This window comes from Terrimonas pollutisoli (assembly GCF_029360765.1).
In the GTDB taxonomy this organism is placed as follows: domain Bacteria; phylum Bacteroidota; class Bacteroidia; order Chitinophagales; family Chitinophagaceae; genus Terrimonas_B; species Terrimonas_B pollutisoli.
The window spans coordinates 68,342-88,961 of the sequence record NZ_JARKNA010000022.1 but is presented as its reverse complement, the minus strand read 5'-3'; the positions used below and the strand labels follow the sequence as shown (position 1 = coordinate 88,961).

Annotated in this window: 14 protein-coding genes; 7 read left to right on the top strand and 7 right to left on the bottom strand. The window is 41.6% G+C overall.

The window, feature by feature from the left end:
* Nucleotides 1-232: 232 nt before the first annotated feature.
* Entirely contained in the window at nt 233-1,450 is a 1,218-nt protein-coding gene (locus P2W73_RS23620; RefSeq protein ID WP_276504569.1) for an exo-beta-N-acetylmuramidase NamZ family protein, read from the top strand.
* A gap of 149 nt (nt 1,451-1,599) precedes the next feature.
* Here the strand turns inward: P2W73_RS23620 and P2W73_RS23615 are convergent, their stop codons facing one another.
* Entirely contained in the window at nt 1,600-2,658 is a 1,059-nt protein-coding gene (locus P2W73_RS23615) for an isoaspartyl peptidase/L-asparaginase family protein (protein ID WP_276504568.1), read from the bottom strand.
* A 253-nt stretch (nt 2,659-2,911) separates the two neighbouring features.
* Here P2W73_RS23615 and P2W73_RS23610 point away from each other — a divergent pair, with 253 nt between their 5' ends.
* A complete protein-coding gene (locus P2W73_RS23610; RefSeq protein WP_276504567.1) occupies nt 2,912-7,681 on the top strand; it encodes a translocation/assembly module TamB domain-containing protein in 4,770 nt (1,589 codons plus the stop codon).
* Here P2W73_RS23610 and P2W73_RS23605 read toward each other — a convergent pair whose 3' ends face one another.
* Both P2W73_RS23605 and P2W73_RS23600 read right to left on the bottom strand, forming a co-directional pair.
* Nucleotides 7,682-8,062, bottom strand: coding sequence for a hypothetical protein (locus P2W73_RS23605; RefSeq protein WP_276504566.1), 381 nt, complete (start codon nt 8,060-8,062; stop codon nt 7,682-7,684). It abuts the gene before it with no gap.
* A gap of 143 nt (nt 8,063-8,205) precedes the next feature.
* Complete coding sequence (locus P2W73_RS23600) at nt 8,206-9,420, bottom strand: bifunctional 3,4-dihydroxy-2-butanone-4-phosphate synthase/GTP cyclohydrolase II (RefSeq protein ID WP_276504565.1); 1,215 nt, start codon at nt 9,418-9,420, stop codon at nt 8,206-8,208.
* Between the two features lie 181 nt (nt 9,421-9,601).
* Here P2W73_RS23600 and P2W73_RS23595 point away from each other — a divergent pair, with 181 nt between their 5' ends.
* On the top strand, nt 9,602-12,883 hold the full coding sequence (locus P2W73_RS23595; RefSeq protein ID WP_276504564.1) for a TonB-dependent receptor: 3,282 nt from the start codon (nt 9,602-9,604) through the stop codon (nt 12,881-12,883).
* Between the two features lie 47 nt (nt 12,884-12,930).
* Here the strand turns inward: P2W73_RS23595 and P2W73_RS23590 are convergent, their stop codons facing one another.
* Entirely contained in the window at nt 12,931-13,488 is a 558-nt protein-coding gene (locus P2W73_RS23590) for a 2'-5' RNA ligase family protein (RefSeq protein WP_276504563.1), read from the bottom strand.
* 399 nt (nt 13,489-13,887) lie between these two features.
* Here P2W73_RS23590 and P2W73_RS23585 point away from each other — a divergent pair, with 399 nt between their 5' ends.
* Nucleotides 13,888-15,177 carry a serine hydrolase gene (locus P2W73_RS23585; RefSeq protein ID WP_276504562.1) on the top strand — a complete coding sequence of 430 codons (1,290 nt, stop codon included), beginning with the start codon at nt 13,888-13,890 and terminating at the stop codon, nt 15,175-15,177.
* A gap of 6 nt (nt 15,178-15,183) precedes the next feature.
* Here the strand turns inward: P2W73_RS23585 and P2W73_RS23580 are convergent, their stop codons facing one another.
* The 3 genes from P2W73_RS23580 to P2W73_RS23570 all read right to left on the bottom strand — a co-directional run bounded on the left by P2W73_RS23580 (nt 15,184) and on the right by P2W73_RS23570 (nt 17,884).
* On the bottom strand, nt 15,184-15,564 hold the full coding sequence (locus P2W73_RS23580; RefSeq protein ID WP_276504561.1) for a VOC family protein: 381 nt from the start codon (nt 15,562-15,564) through the stop codon (nt 15,184-15,186).
* 34 nt (nt 15,565-15,598) lie between these two features.
* Nucleotides 15,599-16,381 carry an NIPSNAP family protein gene (locus tag P2W73_RS23575; protein WP_276504560.1) on the bottom strand — a complete coding sequence of 261 codons (783 nt, stop codon included), beginning with the start codon at nt 16,379-16,381 and terminating at the stop codon, nt 15,599-15,601.
* A gap of 135 nt (nt 16,382-16,516) precedes the next feature.
* The gene (locus P2W73_RS23570) at nt 16,517-17,884 is read right to left on the bottom strand and encodes an amidohydrolase family protein (RefSeq protein ID WP_276504559.1); all 1,368 of its coding nucleotides are present in this window, start codon (nt 17,882-17,884) and stop codon (nt 16,517-16,519) included.
* A 118-nt stretch (nt 17,885-18,002) separates the two neighbouring features.
* On the opposite strand from P2W73_RS23570, the gene P2W73_RS23565 reads away from it, so the two are divergent.
* From P2W73_RS23565 to P2W73_RS23555, 3 genes are all read left to right on the top strand, one after another.
* A complete protein-coding gene (locus tag P2W73_RS23565) occupies nt 18,003-18,500 on the top strand; it encodes a deoxycytidylate deaminase (protein WP_276504558.1) in 498 nt (165 codons plus the stop codon).
* A 122-nt stretch (nt 18,501-18,622) separates the two neighbouring features.
* Nucleotides 18,623-18,874, top strand: coding sequence for a DUF4342 domain-containing protein (locus tag P2W73_RS23560; protein ID WP_276504557.1), 252 nt, complete (start codon nt 18,623-18,625; stop codon nt 18,872-18,874).
* A gap of 117 nt (nt 18,875-18,991) precedes the next feature.
* A complete protein-coding gene (locus P2W73_RS23555) occupies nt 18,992-20,515 on the top strand; it encodes a serine hydrolase (RefSeq protein ID WP_276504556.1) in 1,524 nt (507 codons plus the stop codon).
* The last annotated feature ends 105 nt before the right edge of the window (nt 20,516-20,620 follow it).

The following is a 20,620-nucleotide window of genomic DNA, read 5'->3' as shown; positions in this document are numbered from 1 at the left end:
CTCAATTTCTCCAATCGAATTTGCTCATCGAATAATCCTCTTGATTTTGACATCGAAAAAGTTTTAGTCCAGGACAATAATTCTTTGTAAAACATTGCATCGTACCTTAGGTTTTTAGAGATGCCCTACAAGGTAAAAAATCATAGTTTCAATTAATCTAACAATAGTAGATGACTGGGTTTATTCCCTTTTCTATTTGCTATATTTAGTTTTTAAAAATCTCGCCAGTCTCATGAAAACAAATTTGACTTTTCTTGCAATGGTAATAATAACCCTTAGTGGACTTGCTCAAAACACAGTCCCAATAGCTAAAGGAACGAAGTCGACAATTATTACCGGTGCTGAACAGACGGAGAAATATTTTGGCTATCTCAAAGGCAAGAGAGTGGCAATACTCGCCAATCCGACTACTATCATTGGTAAACGCCATCTCGTAGACAGTCTTATAGCAGCAGGAATAAAAGTGGTAAAAGTATTTGGCCCGGAACATGGCTTTAGAGGGAATGCCAGTAACGGCGATGAAGTGAGAGATGAAAAAGATGCTGCAACCGGATTAAAAATAATTTCTCTATACGGCGCTAAACGCAAGCCTTCCCGGGAAGACCTGGCCGACGTGGACATCATGCTATTTGACATCCAGGATGTCGGTTGCAGGTTTTATACCTATATCAATGTGCTGCGTGATGTAATGGAGTCCTGCGCTGAAAATAATAAAGACCTGCTCATTCTTGACAGACCAAATCCCAATGGCTATTTAGTAGATGGGCCCATTTTAAACATGGAACTAAAATCGGGCATCGGCCAGTTTCCCATTCCGATTGCACATGGAATGACGATCGCTGAGTTTGCACAAATGATCAATGGCGAGGGCTGGATTCCCGGTAGATTAAAATGCAAATTGAAAATTGTCAAAGTGGCCAATTACAACCACGACATGCCTTATACCCTTCCGGTCAAACCCTCTCCTAATCTTAACACACAACAAAGTATAATGCTGTACCCATCCACCTGCTTATTTGAAGGAACTATTTTGAATCATGGACGAGGCACTTATTTTCCTTTCACGATTTTTGGCAGCCCTAAACTGAAAGGAATCTATGATTTCTCTTTCACGCCTGTGAGCATATCAGGCATGAGTGAAACGCCGCTGCACATGAATGAAACCTGTTATGGCATCGACCTTCGAAATTATGATGTGGAACAATTAAGAAAAACAAAACGCATCAATATCCAATGGATGATTGATCTCTATAAGAGTTATCCTGAAAAAGAAAAATTTTTCGACCGGTCGTATAGTAACCAGATGGGGAGTATTGACAGACTGGCGGGCACCTATGATTTCAAAAAGCAAATCATGGAAGGAAAATCGGCAAAAGAAATCCGGGAATCGTGGGAACCGGGTTTAGTAAAATATAAAAACATGCGGAAAAAGTACCTGTTGTATCACTGATGATCATTAAAATAACCTTACTGAAAAAGCACCCTCTAAAATAATGTCTCCACCTCGCAAAGTCGTAATGACTTTGCCCCGCTCTTTGTTGAAGGGCGTGGCAATAGCTGAAGGGCATGGCAATAGTGGCAATAAATGAAAGGCTCCTGCTATTTTTTATATATTTCCACTACTTTCTTCCCTCCCTGTTTCAGATATCCCCTGTACATTCCTTCCGTACAAAAGGGCATGGCAATATTTCCATCTTTATCGACAGCGATCAAACCGCCATCGCCGCCGAGAGCCGGCAGGCGTTTCATGATCATTTCATCGGCCGCTGCTTTCAATTTTATTTTACCAAACTCCATCATATCACTAATGCTTTTGGCCATTACCAAGCGGATGAAATATTCACCCCAACCGGTACCACTTATCGCTACTGTCTTATTATTAGCATAGGTTCCGGCACCAATAATCGGCGCATCACCTACCCGGCCGAATTTTTTATTGGTCATTCCTCCGGTGCTGGTGGCTGCAGCCAAATTTCCATATTGATCCAATGCTACAGCCCCAACAGTGCCATATTTACCCACCAATCCGCCATATGGCGGAGAGTAGAAAAATTCACTAAAAGCATGAGTCTGTTTAATCGTATCCTTATTTGTTTTTTGTAATGAATCTTCCTGTTTAGCTTTTTGCAAGCTTTTCCACCGGCTTTCCGTATAGAAATAGGACGGGTCAACAATCTCCAATCCCTGCTGTTTCGCAAACTGCTCCGCACCTTTACCCACCATCATTACATGAGGGCTTTTTTCCATTACGGCCCTGGCAGCACTGATAGGGTTTTTTATCGTAGTTACCCCGGCTACAGAACCGGCTTCCAGTGTTTTCCCATTCATGATCGCAGCGTCCAACTCGTTCTTTCCTTCATTCGTAAAAACCGCACCCTTACCAGCATTGAATAGCGGATTATCCTCCAGCACCCGCACACTTGCCTCTACAGCATCCAGCGCAGAGCCGCCTTTGCTTAAAATAGCCGAACCTTTTTCCAGCGCCTCGTGTAAGGCATCTGTATAGGCTTTTTCTTTTTCGGGTGTCATCTGGCTTTTTAGAATCGTGCCGGCGCCGCCATGTATCACGAGAACAAATTTGCCTTTTGCCGGCGAAGTTGTTTGCGCAATTGCTTTTTCAAAAAAGAAAAGTGAAAAAAGTACGAACAGTTTCTTCATCTTGCGATTTTTAAGCAAATTACCGATTAAACCATTGGGTTATCCACGCATGGTGAAAGGATAATAACGAATATATAACTCATTGGCATTGAAGTTGCGTAAACAGTAATGCCTATTTTTACAAATTAAATCCCGGCACCTGAAGAGATTCAAGAAAATATTACTTTGGTTTATAGCTTCACTGCTGTTTCTTTTTATAGCACTTTGGTTATTTATTCAATCGCCCTGGGGTCAAAATTGGCTCATACATCAGGTGACCCAACGCCTCTCAAAAGACCTTCATACCCGCATCGAAATAAAGCATGTCGACTTTTCCCTCTTCAACAAAATGCATTTGCAGGGAGTGCTGATCGAGGATCAGAAAAAAGACACCATTCTGTCTGCAGGTGAAGTAAAAGTAAGAATCACAGACTGGTTTTTTTTCAAAAAAAATATCGTACTGAAATATATCGGCCTGGAGAATGCAGTGATAAAGATGCAAAGGGATGATGCCACCTGGAACCACCAGTTTTTGGTCGATTATTTTTCTTCCCCTTCTTCCGGAAAAAAAACAGAGGGTGGCACACAACTTAGCCTGGAGAAGGTGGATCTTAAAAACATTTCTTTTCTCAAACGTGATGCCTGGCTCGGACAGGATATGACCATTGCCGTTTCTTCATTAAATATCGATACCCGCAATATCAATTTTAATAGAAAGACCATTGACCTTGGTTCGTTGAAGATGATTGATCCCTATGTAAGCCTTTTCAATTATCAGAAATTAAAACCTGCACCTAATAAAGAGATTATAGCTGTCACGCCGTCCCCGCTCGACTCAGCATTGAACTGGAACGAAGGTGGCTGGGTTGTAAAAATCGCCAAACTGGAAATTGAAAATGGTACATTTAAAAACAATGCTTACAGCTACACCCCAACCGTTTCAACTTTTGATGGCAGGCATATTGAATTTGCAAAAATAAATGGAAGCTTTGCTAATACGCTTTGGGAAAAAGATACGGTAACCACTCACCTGGTACTGCAAACAAAAGAGCGCAGCGGATTCGAAGTAAAAAACATGAATGCGGATGTAAAATTAACGCCGCAGGAAATGGCCTTCAGCAACCTGGAGATCAAAACGAATAACAGCATTATCCGGGACTACTTCCGGATGAGCTATACAGATATCAGCAGCATGAACGACTTCATTCATGAAGTAAAAATGCAGGCTAACTTCAATGACTCCGAGATCGACAGCGATGATATCGCCTTCTTCGCTCCTGAGATGAGTGTATGGAAAAAGAATATCCAGCTAAAAGGCGCTGTGCGGGGAACAGTGGATGACATCGTGGGAAAAAACCTTGTAATACAGGCTGGCAACAACACATTGCTGAATGGCGATATCAGCATGACTGGGCTTCCCGACATCGATCAAACCTTTATTGATTTTAAGGCCAACGATTTTCGCACCACCTATGAAGATGCGGCTTCATTTGTGCCGGAAATGCGGCGTGTAACAATTCCGAATCTTCGCCGGTTGCAGTTCCTTCGTTTTAATGGAAGCTTCACCGGTTTCATCCGCGATTTCGTTACCTATGGTACGCTACAAACCAACCTCGGGATTGTAAAAAGTGACCTCAACATGAAGTTACCTGTGGGTAAACAACCCATTTATTCCGGTACGATTTCTACCGACTATTTTAAATTGGGTGATTTTATTGGGGACCCCAATATTGGTGCTGTCGCTTTAAATGGATCGCTGAAGGGAAAAGGATTCAGTGAGAAAAACCGGATGGCGACCATTGATGGAAAAATTTTGTTTGCCGACTATAAAGGTTACCGTTACGATAATATAACGCTGAATGGTGAGTTGGATAAAAAACGATTTGAAGGTGATGCATCAATCGATGATGAAGAAGCAGAATTGACATTGAATGGGGAGATCGATTTTAACAGCCCGATACCCTTGTTTAACTTCTTTGCGGATGTACAAAAAGCGAATTTAAAAAAGCTCAACCTGACCAGGGATGATATAAGCTTTGGGGGAAAATTCAACTTAAACTTCTCGGGCTCTACAATCGATAATTTTCTCGGCTCAGCGGTTATTTCAGAAGCATCCCTTACCCGAAATGGCAATCCGCTGCCGTTCGATTCTTTGATATTTACTTCTGAGTACGCAAACAATGTAAAAACATTAAGAGCCAGCTCAAACGAATTTGAAGCATCCGTTACGGGTGATTTTACTATTCGTGATCTGCCGGATGCTTTCAAACTATTTCTGAATAAATATTACCCGGCTTACATTAAACCCCCGCGGACGCAACCAGAAAATCAATCACTGAAATTTGATATTACCACTTTAAATGTGGATAGCTATATTAAGCTGCTCGACAGCAGTCTTGCTGGGTTTAATAACAGTCATATTTTTGGTAGTCTGGATACAAGAAACAGCCGGCTAAACCTTACAGCCAATGTTCCGCAATTCCAATACGGAAAATATATTTTCAATAACGTAGATCTCGAAGCAATCGGGAATCGTGACAGCCTGGTATTGGATGGCAGCGCCTCCAATATCAATGTAAGTGATAGCTTAAATATTCCTGTTGCTTTATTTCATATCAATGCGCACAACGATATTTCCAAAGTGCAAATTCATACGGGCGCCAACCAGGCCATTAACCAGGCTGATCTGAACGCACAGGTCCTTACCTATAATAACGGGGTAAAAATAGAATTTGACCCCTCCTCTTTTATTGTCAACGGAAAGACATGGACGATTGAAGAAAATGGCGAATTGGAATTTCGAAGAAATATTCCGGCCAGTGGGCAACTGGTACTAAGAGAAAGTAACCAGGAAGTGAGGATGAGAACAAGACCATCTGAAATTGGCGACTGGAATGATCTTGTCATAGAGTTGAAGAAGGTAAACGCAGGGGATTTTGCTCCATTCTTGTTGCCACAGAACAGGCTGGAAGGACTTTTGTCCGGAGATATTTTAATTGAGGATCCAATCAACAATCCATTTATCACAGCAGACAATCTTACCGGCGAGGGCATCCGGCTCGACAATGATTCGCTCGGTAATGTAAAAGCTAACCTGGTATATGATAATAAAACAAAACAGTTAAAAGCAAAAGGTACTACGGTGGACAATCCAAACAGTCTTGCCTTTGATATTAATTTGTTTTTGGCAAATGCTGAAGCGCAAAAAAATAACCTGATTGCACTTAAGGCAAATAATTTTCAGCTAAACATTCTTGAGCGATTCTTAGGCAATTTGTTTTCCGATATCCAGGGTTATGTCACCGGCGACTTTGATTTACGCGGGCCATTCAATCATCTAGATGTGACGGGCAAGGGAAGATTAAAAGATGCCGGCCTCAAAGTAAACTTCACGCAATGTTTTTATAAAATAAACGATACAGATATCGAATTGAAAAAGGGTGAGATCAATTTGGATGGTATTGTTTTAACTGATCCGGCGACGGGCAACCCGATCTACCTCGTCGGAAATATTCAACATGATGCTTTTAAAAAAATGTTCTTTGAACTTACGGCCTCAACACTGAAGCCCAATACAAGAGGGCCGGCGTTCAACAAACCTGTTTTATTACTTAATACAGGCTACAATGATAACAAGCAATTTTATGGCCGGGTAAAAGGAACGGGGTCTTTTTCATTATCAGGTTACCAATCTGACCTGTACATGAAAATTGATGGGATAGCTTCAGCTACTGACAGCAGCACGGTTACTATTCCTTCTTCAAAGAGCCGGGAATCAGGGATCGCTGATTTTTTGGTAGAAAGAAAGTATGGACGTGAAATGACAGACATGAGCCTGGCTAGCGGAGGTTCAAATATCACCTATGATGTTGACGTAACAGCTAATCCCATGGTGACCGTGCGGGTAGTATTAGATGATTTGACCGGTGATGAGATAAAAGGAAGAGGTACCGGCTCATTAAATATTCATTCGGGCACTGCCGAAAAACTAACCATGCGTGGCCGCTTTGATATCGAAGAAGGTAACTACCTGTTTACATTCCAGTCATTTTTCAAAAAACCTTTTGAAATAAGAAAAGGAACAGAGAACTATATATCCTGGACGGGTGACCCCTACGCCGCCAAGATAAAATTTGAAGCAGTATATACCGCCGAAAATGTAAGCTTCTCTCCTCTTGTTAATGCGCTGAACTTTGACCCGGCCTATAGCCGGTTGAGAGATAATGTGTATGTGGTCGCTTACTTATCCGGCGATCTGTTTAAGCCGGATTTTAAATTTAGTCTCGACTTCCCATCGAATAGCAAAGTGAAAAATGATTTTACAGTAGCCAAGAGTATTGAGTTAATGCAAAATAATACCAATGATCTTAATCGCCAGGTTACTTACCTGATCGTATTTAATAGTTTTGCACCACCTGAATCGGGGCCCACCAATGTCGGCTTTGGTTCTACTATTAATGAGCTTACTTATAACACCATTTCAAGTATCTCTGGTTTGTTTTTTAACGAGATCAATAAAAAGCTCAACAGCGAGTTATCAAAAATTTTGAAAACGGATAATATCAGCATCAATTTCAGCGGCTCTGTTTATAACCGAAACCTGCTTGACCAGCAAAGCAGCAACAACTTCAATATCAACCAGAGTAATTTTAATGTGAATGTACCAATCTCCATGTTTAAAGACCGCTTTGTGGTAACACTGGGAAGTACATTGGACGTGCCGCTGCAATCAACCATACAGCAAAACGTGCAGTTTTTACCGGATGTAACGGCGGAATGGCTCATTAACCAGAGCGGAACCATTCGAGCCAGCTTTTTTTACCGTCAAAACCTGGATTACCTTACTACGAGCACCACTGGCGCCGCCAGAACCAAACGTTCCGGTGCAAGCATTTCTTACCGCAAGGAATTTGAGTCGCTTCGTGAATTTTTCAGGAGCAGAAGAAAGAGAGAAGAATTATTAAGACAGAAGCCAACCGTTGAAGCCGTTAAGCCGGAAGAAGAGAATACCGCGGATACGGCTAAGGACAAGCAACCAAAATAATTATTCAACTGCATAATCCTTTAAGGCAGACAATTCATCCTGGATTCTTTTCTCCCATTCCTTTTGTTTTTCGACATCCGCTCCACCCATTGTTTCATGATCATATTGCAACCGGCGGCCGGCAAAATCGGACATAGCTTTTGCATTCAGGTCATTTACAAAATCGTTCCCGGCTTTAATTTTTCTTTTATTTTCTTTTAGCGCTTTTCGAAATTGCCTGGTATATATTTCACAGATATCGAAAAGAGTTTGCTGGTAACGTATTGATGAATTCGTATCGTAAGTTGTATCTATCCAGGAGGCAGACCGAATGAAATAATTGTGAACCTTTTTATTCAGGTTCTTTTTCATCCAGTCAAATCCATTTAGCTCAAATTGCATGGAAAACTGGGCGTAAGAAACCGATGAGGGTATATTACTTTTTCGAATCATGAAATCATCAGCGATCAATCTTCTGGTTGCACTCCATCATCATCAATAATACAGCAAAGGAATTCCGCAATGCGGTAACACAAAATCTGAATCTACTGCTCTCCTTCATGCAACTCATGCCCCAATTTATCTTTTTTAGTCTGCAGGTATTTTTTGTTGTGCTGATTGTGTTTGATCACAATGGGGATATTTTCTACAATTTCCAATCCATAACCTATCAGCCCCACTCTTTTCCTTGGGTTATTACTGATCAAACGGAGTTTACTGATGCCTAATGATCTTAATATCTGTGCGCCGACACCGTAGTCCCGCTGGTCCATTTGAAAACCAAGGTGAAGATTGGCTTCCACGGTGTCCATACCATTTTCTTGTAAACGATAAGCTTTTAGCTTATTCATCAATCCTATACCCCGTCCCTCCTGGTTCATATATATAATAGCACCTTTGCCTTCTTTTTCCACCAATTGCATGGCTTTATGCAATTGTTCACCACAATCGCAACGAAGTGATCCCAGGATATCCCCCGTAAAGCACGAAGAGTGCATTCTGACCATAACGGGCTCGTCTTTTTCCCATTCGCCTTTCAATAATGCCATATGCTCATTCGATGAATTCTTTTCTTTAAAAGCCACCAACTTAAAGTCGCCATATTTGGTTGGCATATCCACTCTTACGACTTCCTCGATCAGCGAATCTCTTTTGATACGGTATTCTATCAGGTCTTTTATTGAGATGATCTTAAAATCAAACTTTTTGGCCACTTCCCGTAATTCCGGCAAACGGGCCATGCTGCCATCATCATTCATGATTTCCACCAGCACGCCGCCATAAGGAGCGGGAAAGCCGGCCAATCTCACCAGGTCGATCGTTGCTTCGGTATGTCCTGCTCTTCTCAACACCCCACCCTTTTTTGCCCTTAATGGGAAAATATGACCGGGCCTGCCTAATTCAGCCGGGTTTAAAAAAGGATCAATCAACGCTTTGATTGTCTTTGACCGGTCATGTGCAGAAATACCGGTTGTACAATCATGACCAAGCAAATCCACTGACACGGTAAATGCCGTCTCATGAAGTGCAGTATTATTGCTAACCATCAGTTCGAGGCCCAGTTCGTCGCAACGTTCTTCCGGCAGGGGCACACAAATCAACCCCCGTCCGTTCTTGGTCATAAAATTCACTATTTCAGGAGTTATGGTGGCTGCGGCGGCAATAAAATCGCCCTCGTTTTCACGATCCTCGTCATCCACCGCAATGACTATTTTTCCTTCCCTTATATCCTTAATCGCTTCCTCTATTGTGTGAAACATGCTTGAAAGTTTACGCAAAGGTAACAACAATACATCTCGCCAAAAGCAGCACCTTGGGCAAAATCAAACTCTTACTAGTCATGGGATTAAACAACAAGGGGGCAGCAATTTGTTAATATTTGCCTAACGACCGAATGTTATTATTCCCTTTCTTTGTAAACTAGAAAACAAACAAACAATCATGCTTAAGAGAATCTTATTCGTGGCTATTATTTCACTAATAGCCACCTCGGCCATCATGGCTCAGGTTACTACCAGTAATATCAGTGGTTTTGCTAAAGCTGACAACGGAGATGCGCTGACCGGGGCAACGGTGACAGCAACTCATGAACCGACAGGTACCGTTTACCGAACGGTAAGTCGTTCCGGCGGCCGATTTGACATTCAGAATGTTGCTCCTGGCGGCCCATATATTATCAAAGTAAGTTATGTTGGTTATGCCGAATTTAGCAGGTCGGATATTTATATTCCCCTGGGGGAAACGTATGATCTGCAGGCCGCTTTGGCCGGATCAGGTCAACAATTGAGTGAATTAGTGATCACCGCCAGAAAAGGAGGATCTGAAAAAACCGGAGCATCTACTAACTTTTCGAGAAGACAAATCCAAAATTCACCCAATATAGCCCGTAGCATTGACGGTTTGACCAGGAATACCCCACAAGCAAATGGGAATAGCTTTGCCGGTGCTAATTATCGATATAACAATATCACCATTGATGGCGCTTTATTCAATAATAACTTTGGCCGCTCAGGTGATGGACAAATTCCCGGCGGAGGTGCGTCAGCAATTTCGATTGATGCCCTTGATCAAATACAGGTAAATATTGCACCTTATGATGTAAGACAAGCCGGATTTGTCGGTGCGGGAATTAACGCCGTCACCAGAAGAGGTACCAACACATTAGCGGGAACCGTATATGGTTTTTACAGAAACCAGGACTTCAACGGTGACAAGGTAAGAGACGTGAAAGTAGCCAACGCCAAAAGATCAACAAAAGTTTTTGGTGCCAGTGTTGGCGGTCCCATTATAAAAAACAAGCTTTTCTTCTTTGGTAATATAGAAATGGAGAAAAGAACACTACCCGGTCAAACATCTGTTGCTAAAAAAAGCCCTACAGATACAGACCCTAACGCAACTTCAGCTCTGGCAAGTGATCTTGATAACCTGGCCGCCTATTTGAAAAGTACTTACAAATTTGATCCCGGTGCTTATGAAGGTTATGATTTCGCTACTGAAAATTTGAAATTCGTAGCCCGTCTTGACTGGAACATTAATGATCGTCATCGTCTTACTTTGCGATACAATCAATCAGAAACGGACGACGATGATAGAGTAAATACCAATAGCGGACCTAATCCACGTTTCAGCAATAGCAGAAGGGGCGGCAGCTCAACAGGTGGATTGAACTTTGCAAGTTCAAACTTTAAGAATAATACAAAAGTAAAGTCAGCAGTCGCTGAATTGAACTCAACTTTCACCTCTAAATTCTCCAATCAATTAATTGGTTCGTATACACGTACTCAGCCTATCCGGGTTCCGAATAGCGTGTTTCCTTTTGTGGATATTATGAATGGCACCAGTGTGTATACTTCTTTTGGCACTGACCTTTTCTCTTATGAAAACAAAATAGACGATCAGGCTTTTAACATCGCTAACAATGCCACATTTAACCTGGGTAAGCACACTGTTACTGCCGGCGCCAGCTATGATTATTTGAAATTCGAAAATTTCTTTTCAGATTTTGGCGGACCGAGTTACTATCGTTTTTCATCACTGCAAAGCTTTTTAAACAATGAAGCTCCCAGTTTTTTTGCCCTGACTTATAGTTATGATTCAAAAGATCCGGGTAATATTCCGCCAGCAGCCGCAAATTTTGCACAATTGGGATTTTATCTTCAGGACGCATGGGCTGCCAATAGCAAGTTTAAATTAACTTACGGATTAAGGGTCGATAAACCTTTGTATACTTATGATGCCCCAAGGAATCCAGCGTTGGAAAAAATTATTTTCAAAGATGAAAATGGAACAGATGAAAGTTTTGATGTAAGCAAATGGCCCAAGTCAAAATTACTATTCTCTCCCCGGGTTGGATTTACTTATGACGTGGAAGGCAACCGGAAACTAATTGTAAGAGGTGGTAGTGGTATTTTCACCGGTCGCATCCCCTTTATCTGGCTTGTTAACCAGGTAGCAGACAATGGAGTGCTGAGATCCATCTACCAGGTTTCTGATGCCGCTGCTTTGGCCGATTATAAATTCAATCCGGATAGGACGGCCTACCTAAGCAAAATAACAATTCCACAACCTGGCACAGCTATTCCTTCAGGAAGACCAGGCTATAGTGCTGCGGCTTCTGATTTCAAAATGCCACAGGTCTGGAGAACCAATATCGCTTTTGATAAAAAGATTGGAAACGATTACACTGCAACCCTTGAGGGTATTTTCACGAAGTCCATTAACAATGTATATTTTAGAAATGCAAATCTTGGTGCGGAGAATGGCGTATTGAACAACACTGGCAACAACAGGCCTTACTTTAACACCAGGTTGAATAGCGATATCAGTACCATGATCGTAATGGATAATGTCAGCAAAGGTTTTAGTGCATCATTGACAGCTCAACTTCAAAAAGCTTTTTCCAAAAACTGGGAAGGGTTTATTGCTTACACCTATACTTTTGCACAAGACCTTAACATTGGAACGAGCGACCGTGCAGCCAGTAGTTACTCAACCAATAATATCGCCGAAAACTCCAACAAACCCGAGCTAAGTTTTTCTAACTTCTCAGTTCCGCACAGGATTGTTGCTAATTTCTCATACAAATTTAATTACCTGAAGAACAAACTGGCAACAACAGTTGGATTGTATTACAGTGCTTCTTCACAGGAAAGATATCATTTCCGGTATGCCAGTGATGTTAATGGTGATGGCCAAACCAATGACCTGATGTACATTCCTGCTGATCCATCTCAAATTACTTTTGTAGAAGGCTTTAAGGTCGGCAGCAAAGTTTATACTGCTCAGGAACAGAAAGATGCGTTCTTTGCTTTTATTGAGAATGATCCTTACCTGAGAAAGCACAAAGGACAAGTAATGGAAAGAAATGGAGCTACTCTGCCATGGAGTCACGATCTAAACCTGCGTGTTTTACAAGATTTTTCCTTCAACGCGTTGGACAGGAAACATACATTCCAGTTTACTGTTGATGTTGTGAACTTCCTGAACCTGTTAGATAATAGTTGGGGGACACGATATTCTTATAATTTTGGTGGCTTTAGCGACCAGGGATTATTGGGTCTTCCAACCTCAGGAACATCAAGTAACAATACAGGAAACGAATCTTTCAACAGAGCAACCCCAAAATATACCTTTAACCCTGGCGGTCCGGCTAGTGTATACAGAACTGACTTTTCAACATTCAGTACCTGGGGCATTCAGTTAGGTTTGCGTTATATTTTTTAATAAAAGACTTACACATACTAAGCCGGGTCGATAACGACCCGGTTTTTTTATTTATCCAATATCCAATCTTTTTCTGCTTGGATTGACCATTTACCATTGACAAGTTTGAGAAGCGTTACAGTTTTTGTCGTAAGATTTTCACCCAATTTAAGCAGTTTAAAATGCTCCCAAGCCTTTTCAAAATGTGACGGCTTCATGTCCCGGTTGGCTATTGTAATGTGTGGATGAAACGGTCTTGTATCTTTTTTAATGGCTGGAAAAAATTTTGCAAAATGATCTTCTGCTTCCTTCTTTAATTGCTCCAGTTCGGGAGAAGCTTCCACATCTACAAACAAAACCCTTTTTTTAAAATGCGAGAAACTGTTTAGCCGGATAGTTAGTTCATCAATGGTGCTGGCAAAAGATTGGAGTACCTCCAACAACTTCTCCTCCTCTGAGTCTGCCAGCCAAAACGGCGGAACCAACGTAATGTGGGCGGGTGATTTCATTGCCACTACGCAACCAAACTGGTCCCTCATCCAGGTCTTATACCGGAAAATTTTTTCGTTCAGCGGTGGCGGACAAACCAAGGCCACAAAATACATATGATCTGCGGCTTTTTGCAACTTCTCATTTTTAAACTAAATGATAAAGTTACCGAAGCAAACAATTTTGTCCATAATGGCTAATTCATATTTTGAGATGCTGAAAAATACTGATCCGTGAGCCCTCCATTGTTGTGGCGATTTAAAAAAACGCAGTCAATTCACTATTGAGCAAACCTTAGTGGGAAAAACTACCTTCTGATTTAACTTTATTACCTTATTGGACGAAAGAGAAGGATGAATTTGCATAATCCAGAGAGTAGCTTAGATTAAAATAATGTAATAAGGTTGGCTGTTTATGAATCTTATTCTACTAAGGTTTGCTGGTTTTGCCTGCTCTCAAAATATGAATTAGACCTCATAACGGTTCTACAATAGAATAATTATATTTATTCTTTCTAATCCCGAACCTCATTCATCATGCGATATCTTTTCTTGTTTCCTCTTGTTTTTCTTTTTCACAATGCTGCAACAGCCCAGGCAAAAAATGATGCGCTGTTAAAAGAGATACTAGCCGGGCAATCCGACAGTTTACTGGAAGCAGTACTGAGCCGTCCTGAAATCTATCGCTACCAGATAATTTATACGCAAATAGACAGGGACAAAAACAATTCGCCGTCTTTTAAAAACTATTATTACAATGTAGACGATGGCCGGTATTTCAACCCTGCATCAGTAGTTAAAATGCCACTGGCTTTTCTTTCGTTGGAAAAACTGAATGATATCAAAATTCCCGGCGTGAACAAATTCACCGCCATGCAATTTGACAGCGGCTGGTCGGGACAAACAAAAGCATATACCGACAGCACTGCAGAAAACAACCTGCCGTCAATAGCTCACTATATCAAAAAGGCTTTCCTGATAAGCGATAATGATGCGTATAACCGGATGTACGAATTTATCGGGCAGCAAAGCATCAACAGGAGATTGCATAGCATGGGTTATCCTGGCATCCGTATCACCCGCCGTTTTATGCGAATGAATGCGGACGAAAACAGGCATACCAACCCTATCCGGTTTATTGACAAAAATGCAAAAGTCATTTACAGTCAGCCAATGGAAGTAAATAAAGACTCGTTTGACTTCAGCCAGGTTTATAAGATGGGAAATGCTCATTATAATTCCCAGGACAGTTTAATCCATGAACCGATCGATTTTACTACCGCTAATAATCTCCCGTTGGAAGATATGCAACAACTGCTGCAATCAGTCATATTTCCCAATTCGATCCCGGCATCAAAAAGATTCCGGCTCACAACCGATGACCTGAATTTTCTATACAGGTTTTTATCTCAATATCCGTCTGAAACAAATTTTCCCAAGTATGATACCAACCAGTATTATGACAGCTATGTAAAATTCTTTTTCCGCTCGCCACAACACAGCATGCCCGGGTATGTCCGGGTCTTTAATAAAGTTGGCTGGGCCTACGGCTGCTTGACCGATGTATCTTATGTAGCCGATTTCAAAAACAAAGTGGAATTTATGCTGGCTCTTACTATCTATGTCAATAGCGATGGCATTTTGAACGATGACAAATATGACTATGAAACTATCGGCTGGCCTTTTTTATACAAAGCAGGACAAACTATTTATCAATATGAGCTGAAACGACCAAGAACCTACAAACCGGACCTTTCCAGGTTTAAGATGAAATACAGCTTACGAAAAGAAGACGGCCGCCCTGCAATCAGGGATGCTGATAATTAACAACTGTCACTCTTGTTGTATTCCCTCTGCCACGCGGATATAATAACCGTTAATGTCTATAAAAGCAAATTCACGCAAATCGTAAGGATAGGTTTTAAGTTCACTGGCGATTGCAATCCCCCGCTCCCGGAATTCCGTATAGATTGAATCAATATCATCAACAAACCAAAGCAGACTCAACCGGTTTTTATCATTATTGATCGCTGCCGTATGCGCCGGGTCTTCTCCAAAAAGCAAACGCATATCATCCCGGCTGATTCCGCCATCTTTATCGCCCCATGTCCATTCATTGGAAAATCCGAGTGTATCGCGGTAATAAGTCAGCGTTTGCTGCAAGTTTGTAACAGGCAGGTGAGCACCAGCCCGGTGAAACTTTATTGCTTTCATGGCTTTATGTCGTTGAATAAAATTTTGCTTCAGGCTACAGATCGGAGTATTCAGCGGGCCGCAAAAATGTAATGTCGATATGGGATACATTATGCTGGTACTCGGGCATCGCAGAAATTTTTTTCCATTCAGCATCGTTTGAAAAACTTTTCCAGTGCGCATCCCTGTCCGCCCTATTTTCAAAGCTTGTCATATACATGAGGTTTGGCATTTTGCTTCCGGCTATTACTTCACTGTAAAAAATAGCGTTGAAGCCAAGCCTCTTGAACAAAGCAATCTCACCTCCTTCATTAAACATCTGCACTTTGTTTTTAAATATTTTCTCCGATGGGCTCTCATAGCTTCTCAATTCATAAACCCGGTCTTTTTTTGCGGCTTTCAATTGTGGCACCTGCAATTGCGGCGCCAATGGAAATGCTTTAGCAAGAATCGTTTCTATTCTTGTAAAAAAGGGATCAGCGTATACTGCATTGATGTACTCACTGCCTTTTGCCTGGTAATCTTTATCAGCCTGTAAGCCGGTTTCAATCTTACTGATCATATCAAGCGAGGGCAATGGCAATAAAACATACAACGACTTAGCAACTGATGTGTCATTACTGATCGCTTTAAAGACGCCGACATGTTTGATCTTCATCCGGTGTAAGGCGGGCACCAGGGCATTCTCAAGATAGGCATCTAGTTTCTTTTCCTGGTCGTCCCTTGTATAGTGATAAATAGTAAGCTGGTAAAACTCACGGCCATCCTTACGTGTCTGTGACCAGCACAATTGTTGCAATAGGAAAAAGCCAATCAAAAGAAGAGATATTTTTTTCATATGTTTATTTGTTATTGTTTTTTGGCCATATGGAATCTTGCCTGTCGGCAGACAGGTTCGCCAAATAATCATCCCGGTTGGTGATCCGCCGCGGCGGATCATGGCTCATTTCATAAAAATTGATTGAATAGAGTATTATTTATTTTTCTCCAGTTTTTTTAATTCTGCATTAATATATTCTTTGTTCATCCAAAGATTTCCCATCATCACCCCTTCAATATTTTTTGAATGGTCAATATTCTCCAGCGGATTATTATTTAGCAGCAACATCTCAGCCACGGCTCCTACTTTAATCACCCCAATATTATCACGGCCTAAAAATTTACCGACGTTTACCGTTCCTGTTTTCAGCGCTTCGTATGGAGTAAGACCTGCGTCAACCAGGTAACGCAACTCATGATGTACCGAAAATCCCGGCACATCAAAAACCTGTGGTGCATCAGAGCCAAGTAATAAGCCAACACCGTTTTTATTGCAGGCGGCTATCAATTTTCTTCTCACGTCGATCAGGCGGTTTGCAGTTGCAGTATTGTAATTAGGATTATTGAGTAAATTCTTTTTTGTCGTAATCCAGTTTTTTATCGTGCCGGCATCCATGTATTTCATTTCTTCTTCCTTAGCCAGTGCATCGGCATCGCGGATGGGATGAAACCAGCGTTCTGCCAATGCCTGTGTCGGCACCACCCAAATATGATGATTGCGTAAGGAGTCAGTAAGCTTTTGAATCCTGGCTTCATCAACTTTGTCAGCAATAAAAAGTCCAAACAAACCGGTTTCTTCTGCTTTCATGTTTTCTATTCCCGGTACAAGGCTTTCCACAAAGCCGTCAAGATGGTCGATGGTAGCATAACCTGCATCAATGGCACGCCATACGCCTACATCAAATGACACATGTCCAGCAAATGGAATATTCACTTCTTTAGCTGTGATAGCGATAGCAGCAAAGTTTTCTTTGGTAATACCGGGATGCAATTTTAAAAAATCGTACCCCGCTTGTTTTTGCTCTCTCACCATCGCTGAGGCCGCTTCCGGTGTTTTCACACTGTTGCCGTTAAAGGAAGGACCCGACGTAATAAATCGCGGCCCGATTATTTCGCCACTCTGAAGTTTGGCTCTTAATTCCAGGTGTCGCGGATGACCCAGCATCCCCCTGATAGTGGTCACTCCTTTCAGTGCAAACAGCATCACCACATCCTTCATGGGTGCCAGGTCATCAACCGGTGGCACATGCGCATGCATTTCTGCGAGGCCGGGTAATAAATATTTTCCTTTAGCGTCCACGACTACTGCATCCTTACTGTAGCTTGATTTGCCAGACGGGTTAATGGCAGTTATCACACCATCCTTTACAACAACATCACGATTTTTCAATACTTCGTTCTTATCCATCGGGATAACATTCACTTCTTTAAATACAACTTCTCTTTGCTTGTTATCAACCGGGGATTGAGCCACGCAGGAAACAAGGGAGAATATTGCAAAAAGCAGGATTAAACTTTTCATGGCAAAAATTTAAGATGCAAAAAATTGGCGTCGTTAAATGTACTTCATTTTATACTTTTGACTGCTGTGGTTATTTGATTACTGCAAAACAATATTGAATAAAACTTCTATTAGCATTGTGAAAAAAAGACAAGATTATATTTCGTGGGATGAGTATTTTATGGGTGTGGCCCTTCTCTCAGCCAAGCGAAGCAAAGATCCCAGCACCCAGGTAGGTGCCTGCATTGTCAATGATAAAAATAAGATTGTAGGAGCGGGATACAATGGCCTGCCCATTGGTTGTAGTGACGATGAATTCCCCTGGGACAAGCGGGGTGATTTTTTGGACACCAAATATCCGTATGTCTGTCATGCAGAACTAAATGCCATCCTTAACAATATCGGCATGGATTTAAAGGGCTGCAGAATTTATACGGCTCTTTTCCCCTGCAATGAATGTTCAAAGGCAATTATTCAATCAGGCATTAGTGAAGTGATTTATCTTTCCGATAAATATGCTGACACCGACACGGCAAAAGCTTCCAGGCTGATGTTGGAGAGATCGGGTATCCAGTATAGGAAGGTAAAGGCGAATATCCAGGATTTACTTTTATCATTCAAAGAGGAAGACGTCTAGGTTTCTGTATTTTGTCATGCCGTCTGCAATAAAAGCTGATGAAACTTTACTGCCTTCCTGATTTGGCTCAGCCCTCACCGATAGTAAAAACATAACTTTAACAATTAAAAAATCGGTTAACTATGTCATCCACATTTAAAGAAACATTTACCGTAAAAGGCGAACAGTTACTAAAGAAAATAAAAGAATTGATTGAGGAAGGCAATGTGAGAAAAATTACCATTCACGATAAGAACGATAAAGAGATCATGTCCTTCCCACTTACGATAGGGGTTGTTGGTGCGGTATTAGCTCCCGTGCTGGCGGCAGTGGGTGCACTGGCCGCCTTAATTGGCGAATGCACCATTGCGGTAGAAAGAGAAGAAAAAATCTAAAGCAACTATATGCTAACCGGGTGAAGCCCTTAGCGAATAAGGTTCGATTCACCATAGCAAGCCGGCGTCTATATTGGCGATTTGTCGTAACTTCTGTCCCGCCTTTAAACCAAACCAATGAACCGGTTGCTTCTTTCACTGACAGGAATGATCGTCATTTCCACTCAACCGTTTTGTCAATTAACACCATCTCAAACAGAAAAACTGGACAGCTTTATCACGAAAGCAATGAACGACTGGCATCTCATGGGTCTTGCCATCAGTATTGTAAAGAAAGATTCCGTGCTGTTGGCAAAAGGATATGGCTACCGGGATTATATGAATAAATTATCCGTGAATGAAAACACGGTTTTCCCGATAGCATCCTGTTCCAAAACTTTTACGGCGGCTCTTATGGGAATTGCTGAAAAGGATGGTAAAATTCAATTGAATAAACCGGTGCATCAATATTTCCCCGAATTTCAACTTTACACTGATCAATTGACCACGCAGGTAACAGCTGAAGATATGCTCAGTCACAGTACAGGATCAGCAGGACACGATTGGGCATGGACATTTAATACCAACTTCCCGAAAGAAGTGTACTTAAAAAGAATAAAATACCAGGAGCCATTTGCTCCTTTGCGGACGCAATTTCAGTACAGCAATTTTATGTTCTTCGCATTAAGTGTGTTAAGCGGTAAATTATATAACACAACATGGAATGATCTTGCCGGTAAAAAAATATTTCAGCCGCTGGAAATGAATAATACGTATACCGACTACGCCTCACGAAATAATAATTATACCAATGCAGCACTCACCTATGAATTCAACGATTCCTTCCAGTTAAAAAGCACGAACCAGATGGATGATCTGCTCGGAGCAGGCTCGGTTAATTCAACTGCCGCTGACCTGGCTCATTGGTTACAAATGTGGATCAACGGGGGAACGTATAAAAACAAACAGGTACTCACCCGGGATTTTGTAAAAAAATCGATGGAATCGCATTTTGTGGTTCATAGCGGAATAAATGATCAATTTCCCGATGAGCATTTTACCAATATGGGACTGTGCTGGTTTTTGTCTTCCTACCGGGGGCATTACAAGGCCCATCATAACGGAAATATAGACGGCTTTTCTTCCAGTATCAGTTTTTTCCCTTACGATAGTTTGGGAATAGTGGTGCTTACTAACCAGAATAATTCCCCGCTGATAAGTCTTGTTCCGGGTTTCGTTGCGGATTTGGTATTTAATCTTCCCGTTCGTGATAAAAATTCCGCTTTTATTGCGGCCCGAAAAAAGTATGAAGGCAACGCACCAAAACCTGGATTGGTAAATGTGGATACCATCAGCACCAGGCCGCTCTTTTCAATTGAAAAATATACCGGGCTATTTGGTAACGCCGGTTATGGAGAAATAAAGATCGAACAGTATAAAAAAGCGCTTTTGCTAACTTATTATAACCTGAAACTGTTATTGATCCCCAAAGGCGGACATCGCTTTTCCAGTCACTATTGGTGGGAAGAAGGCATTTTCCCGAATGGCGTTGGAGATGTCGTATTCAAATTTGATAAGAACGGTGCTCTCCAATCATTTCAAATTCCTTTTGAGCCAACCGTGAAGGATATTGTGTTCAGAAAATTTAACCTACCCAAATAGTCGCACTTATTTTATTAACCACGAAGCTCACAGAGATTTACACAGAGGCCAAGAAGTGTTTCTCTGTGTGCCCGTGCCTTCTTTGTTTATTCTCTGTGGTTATAT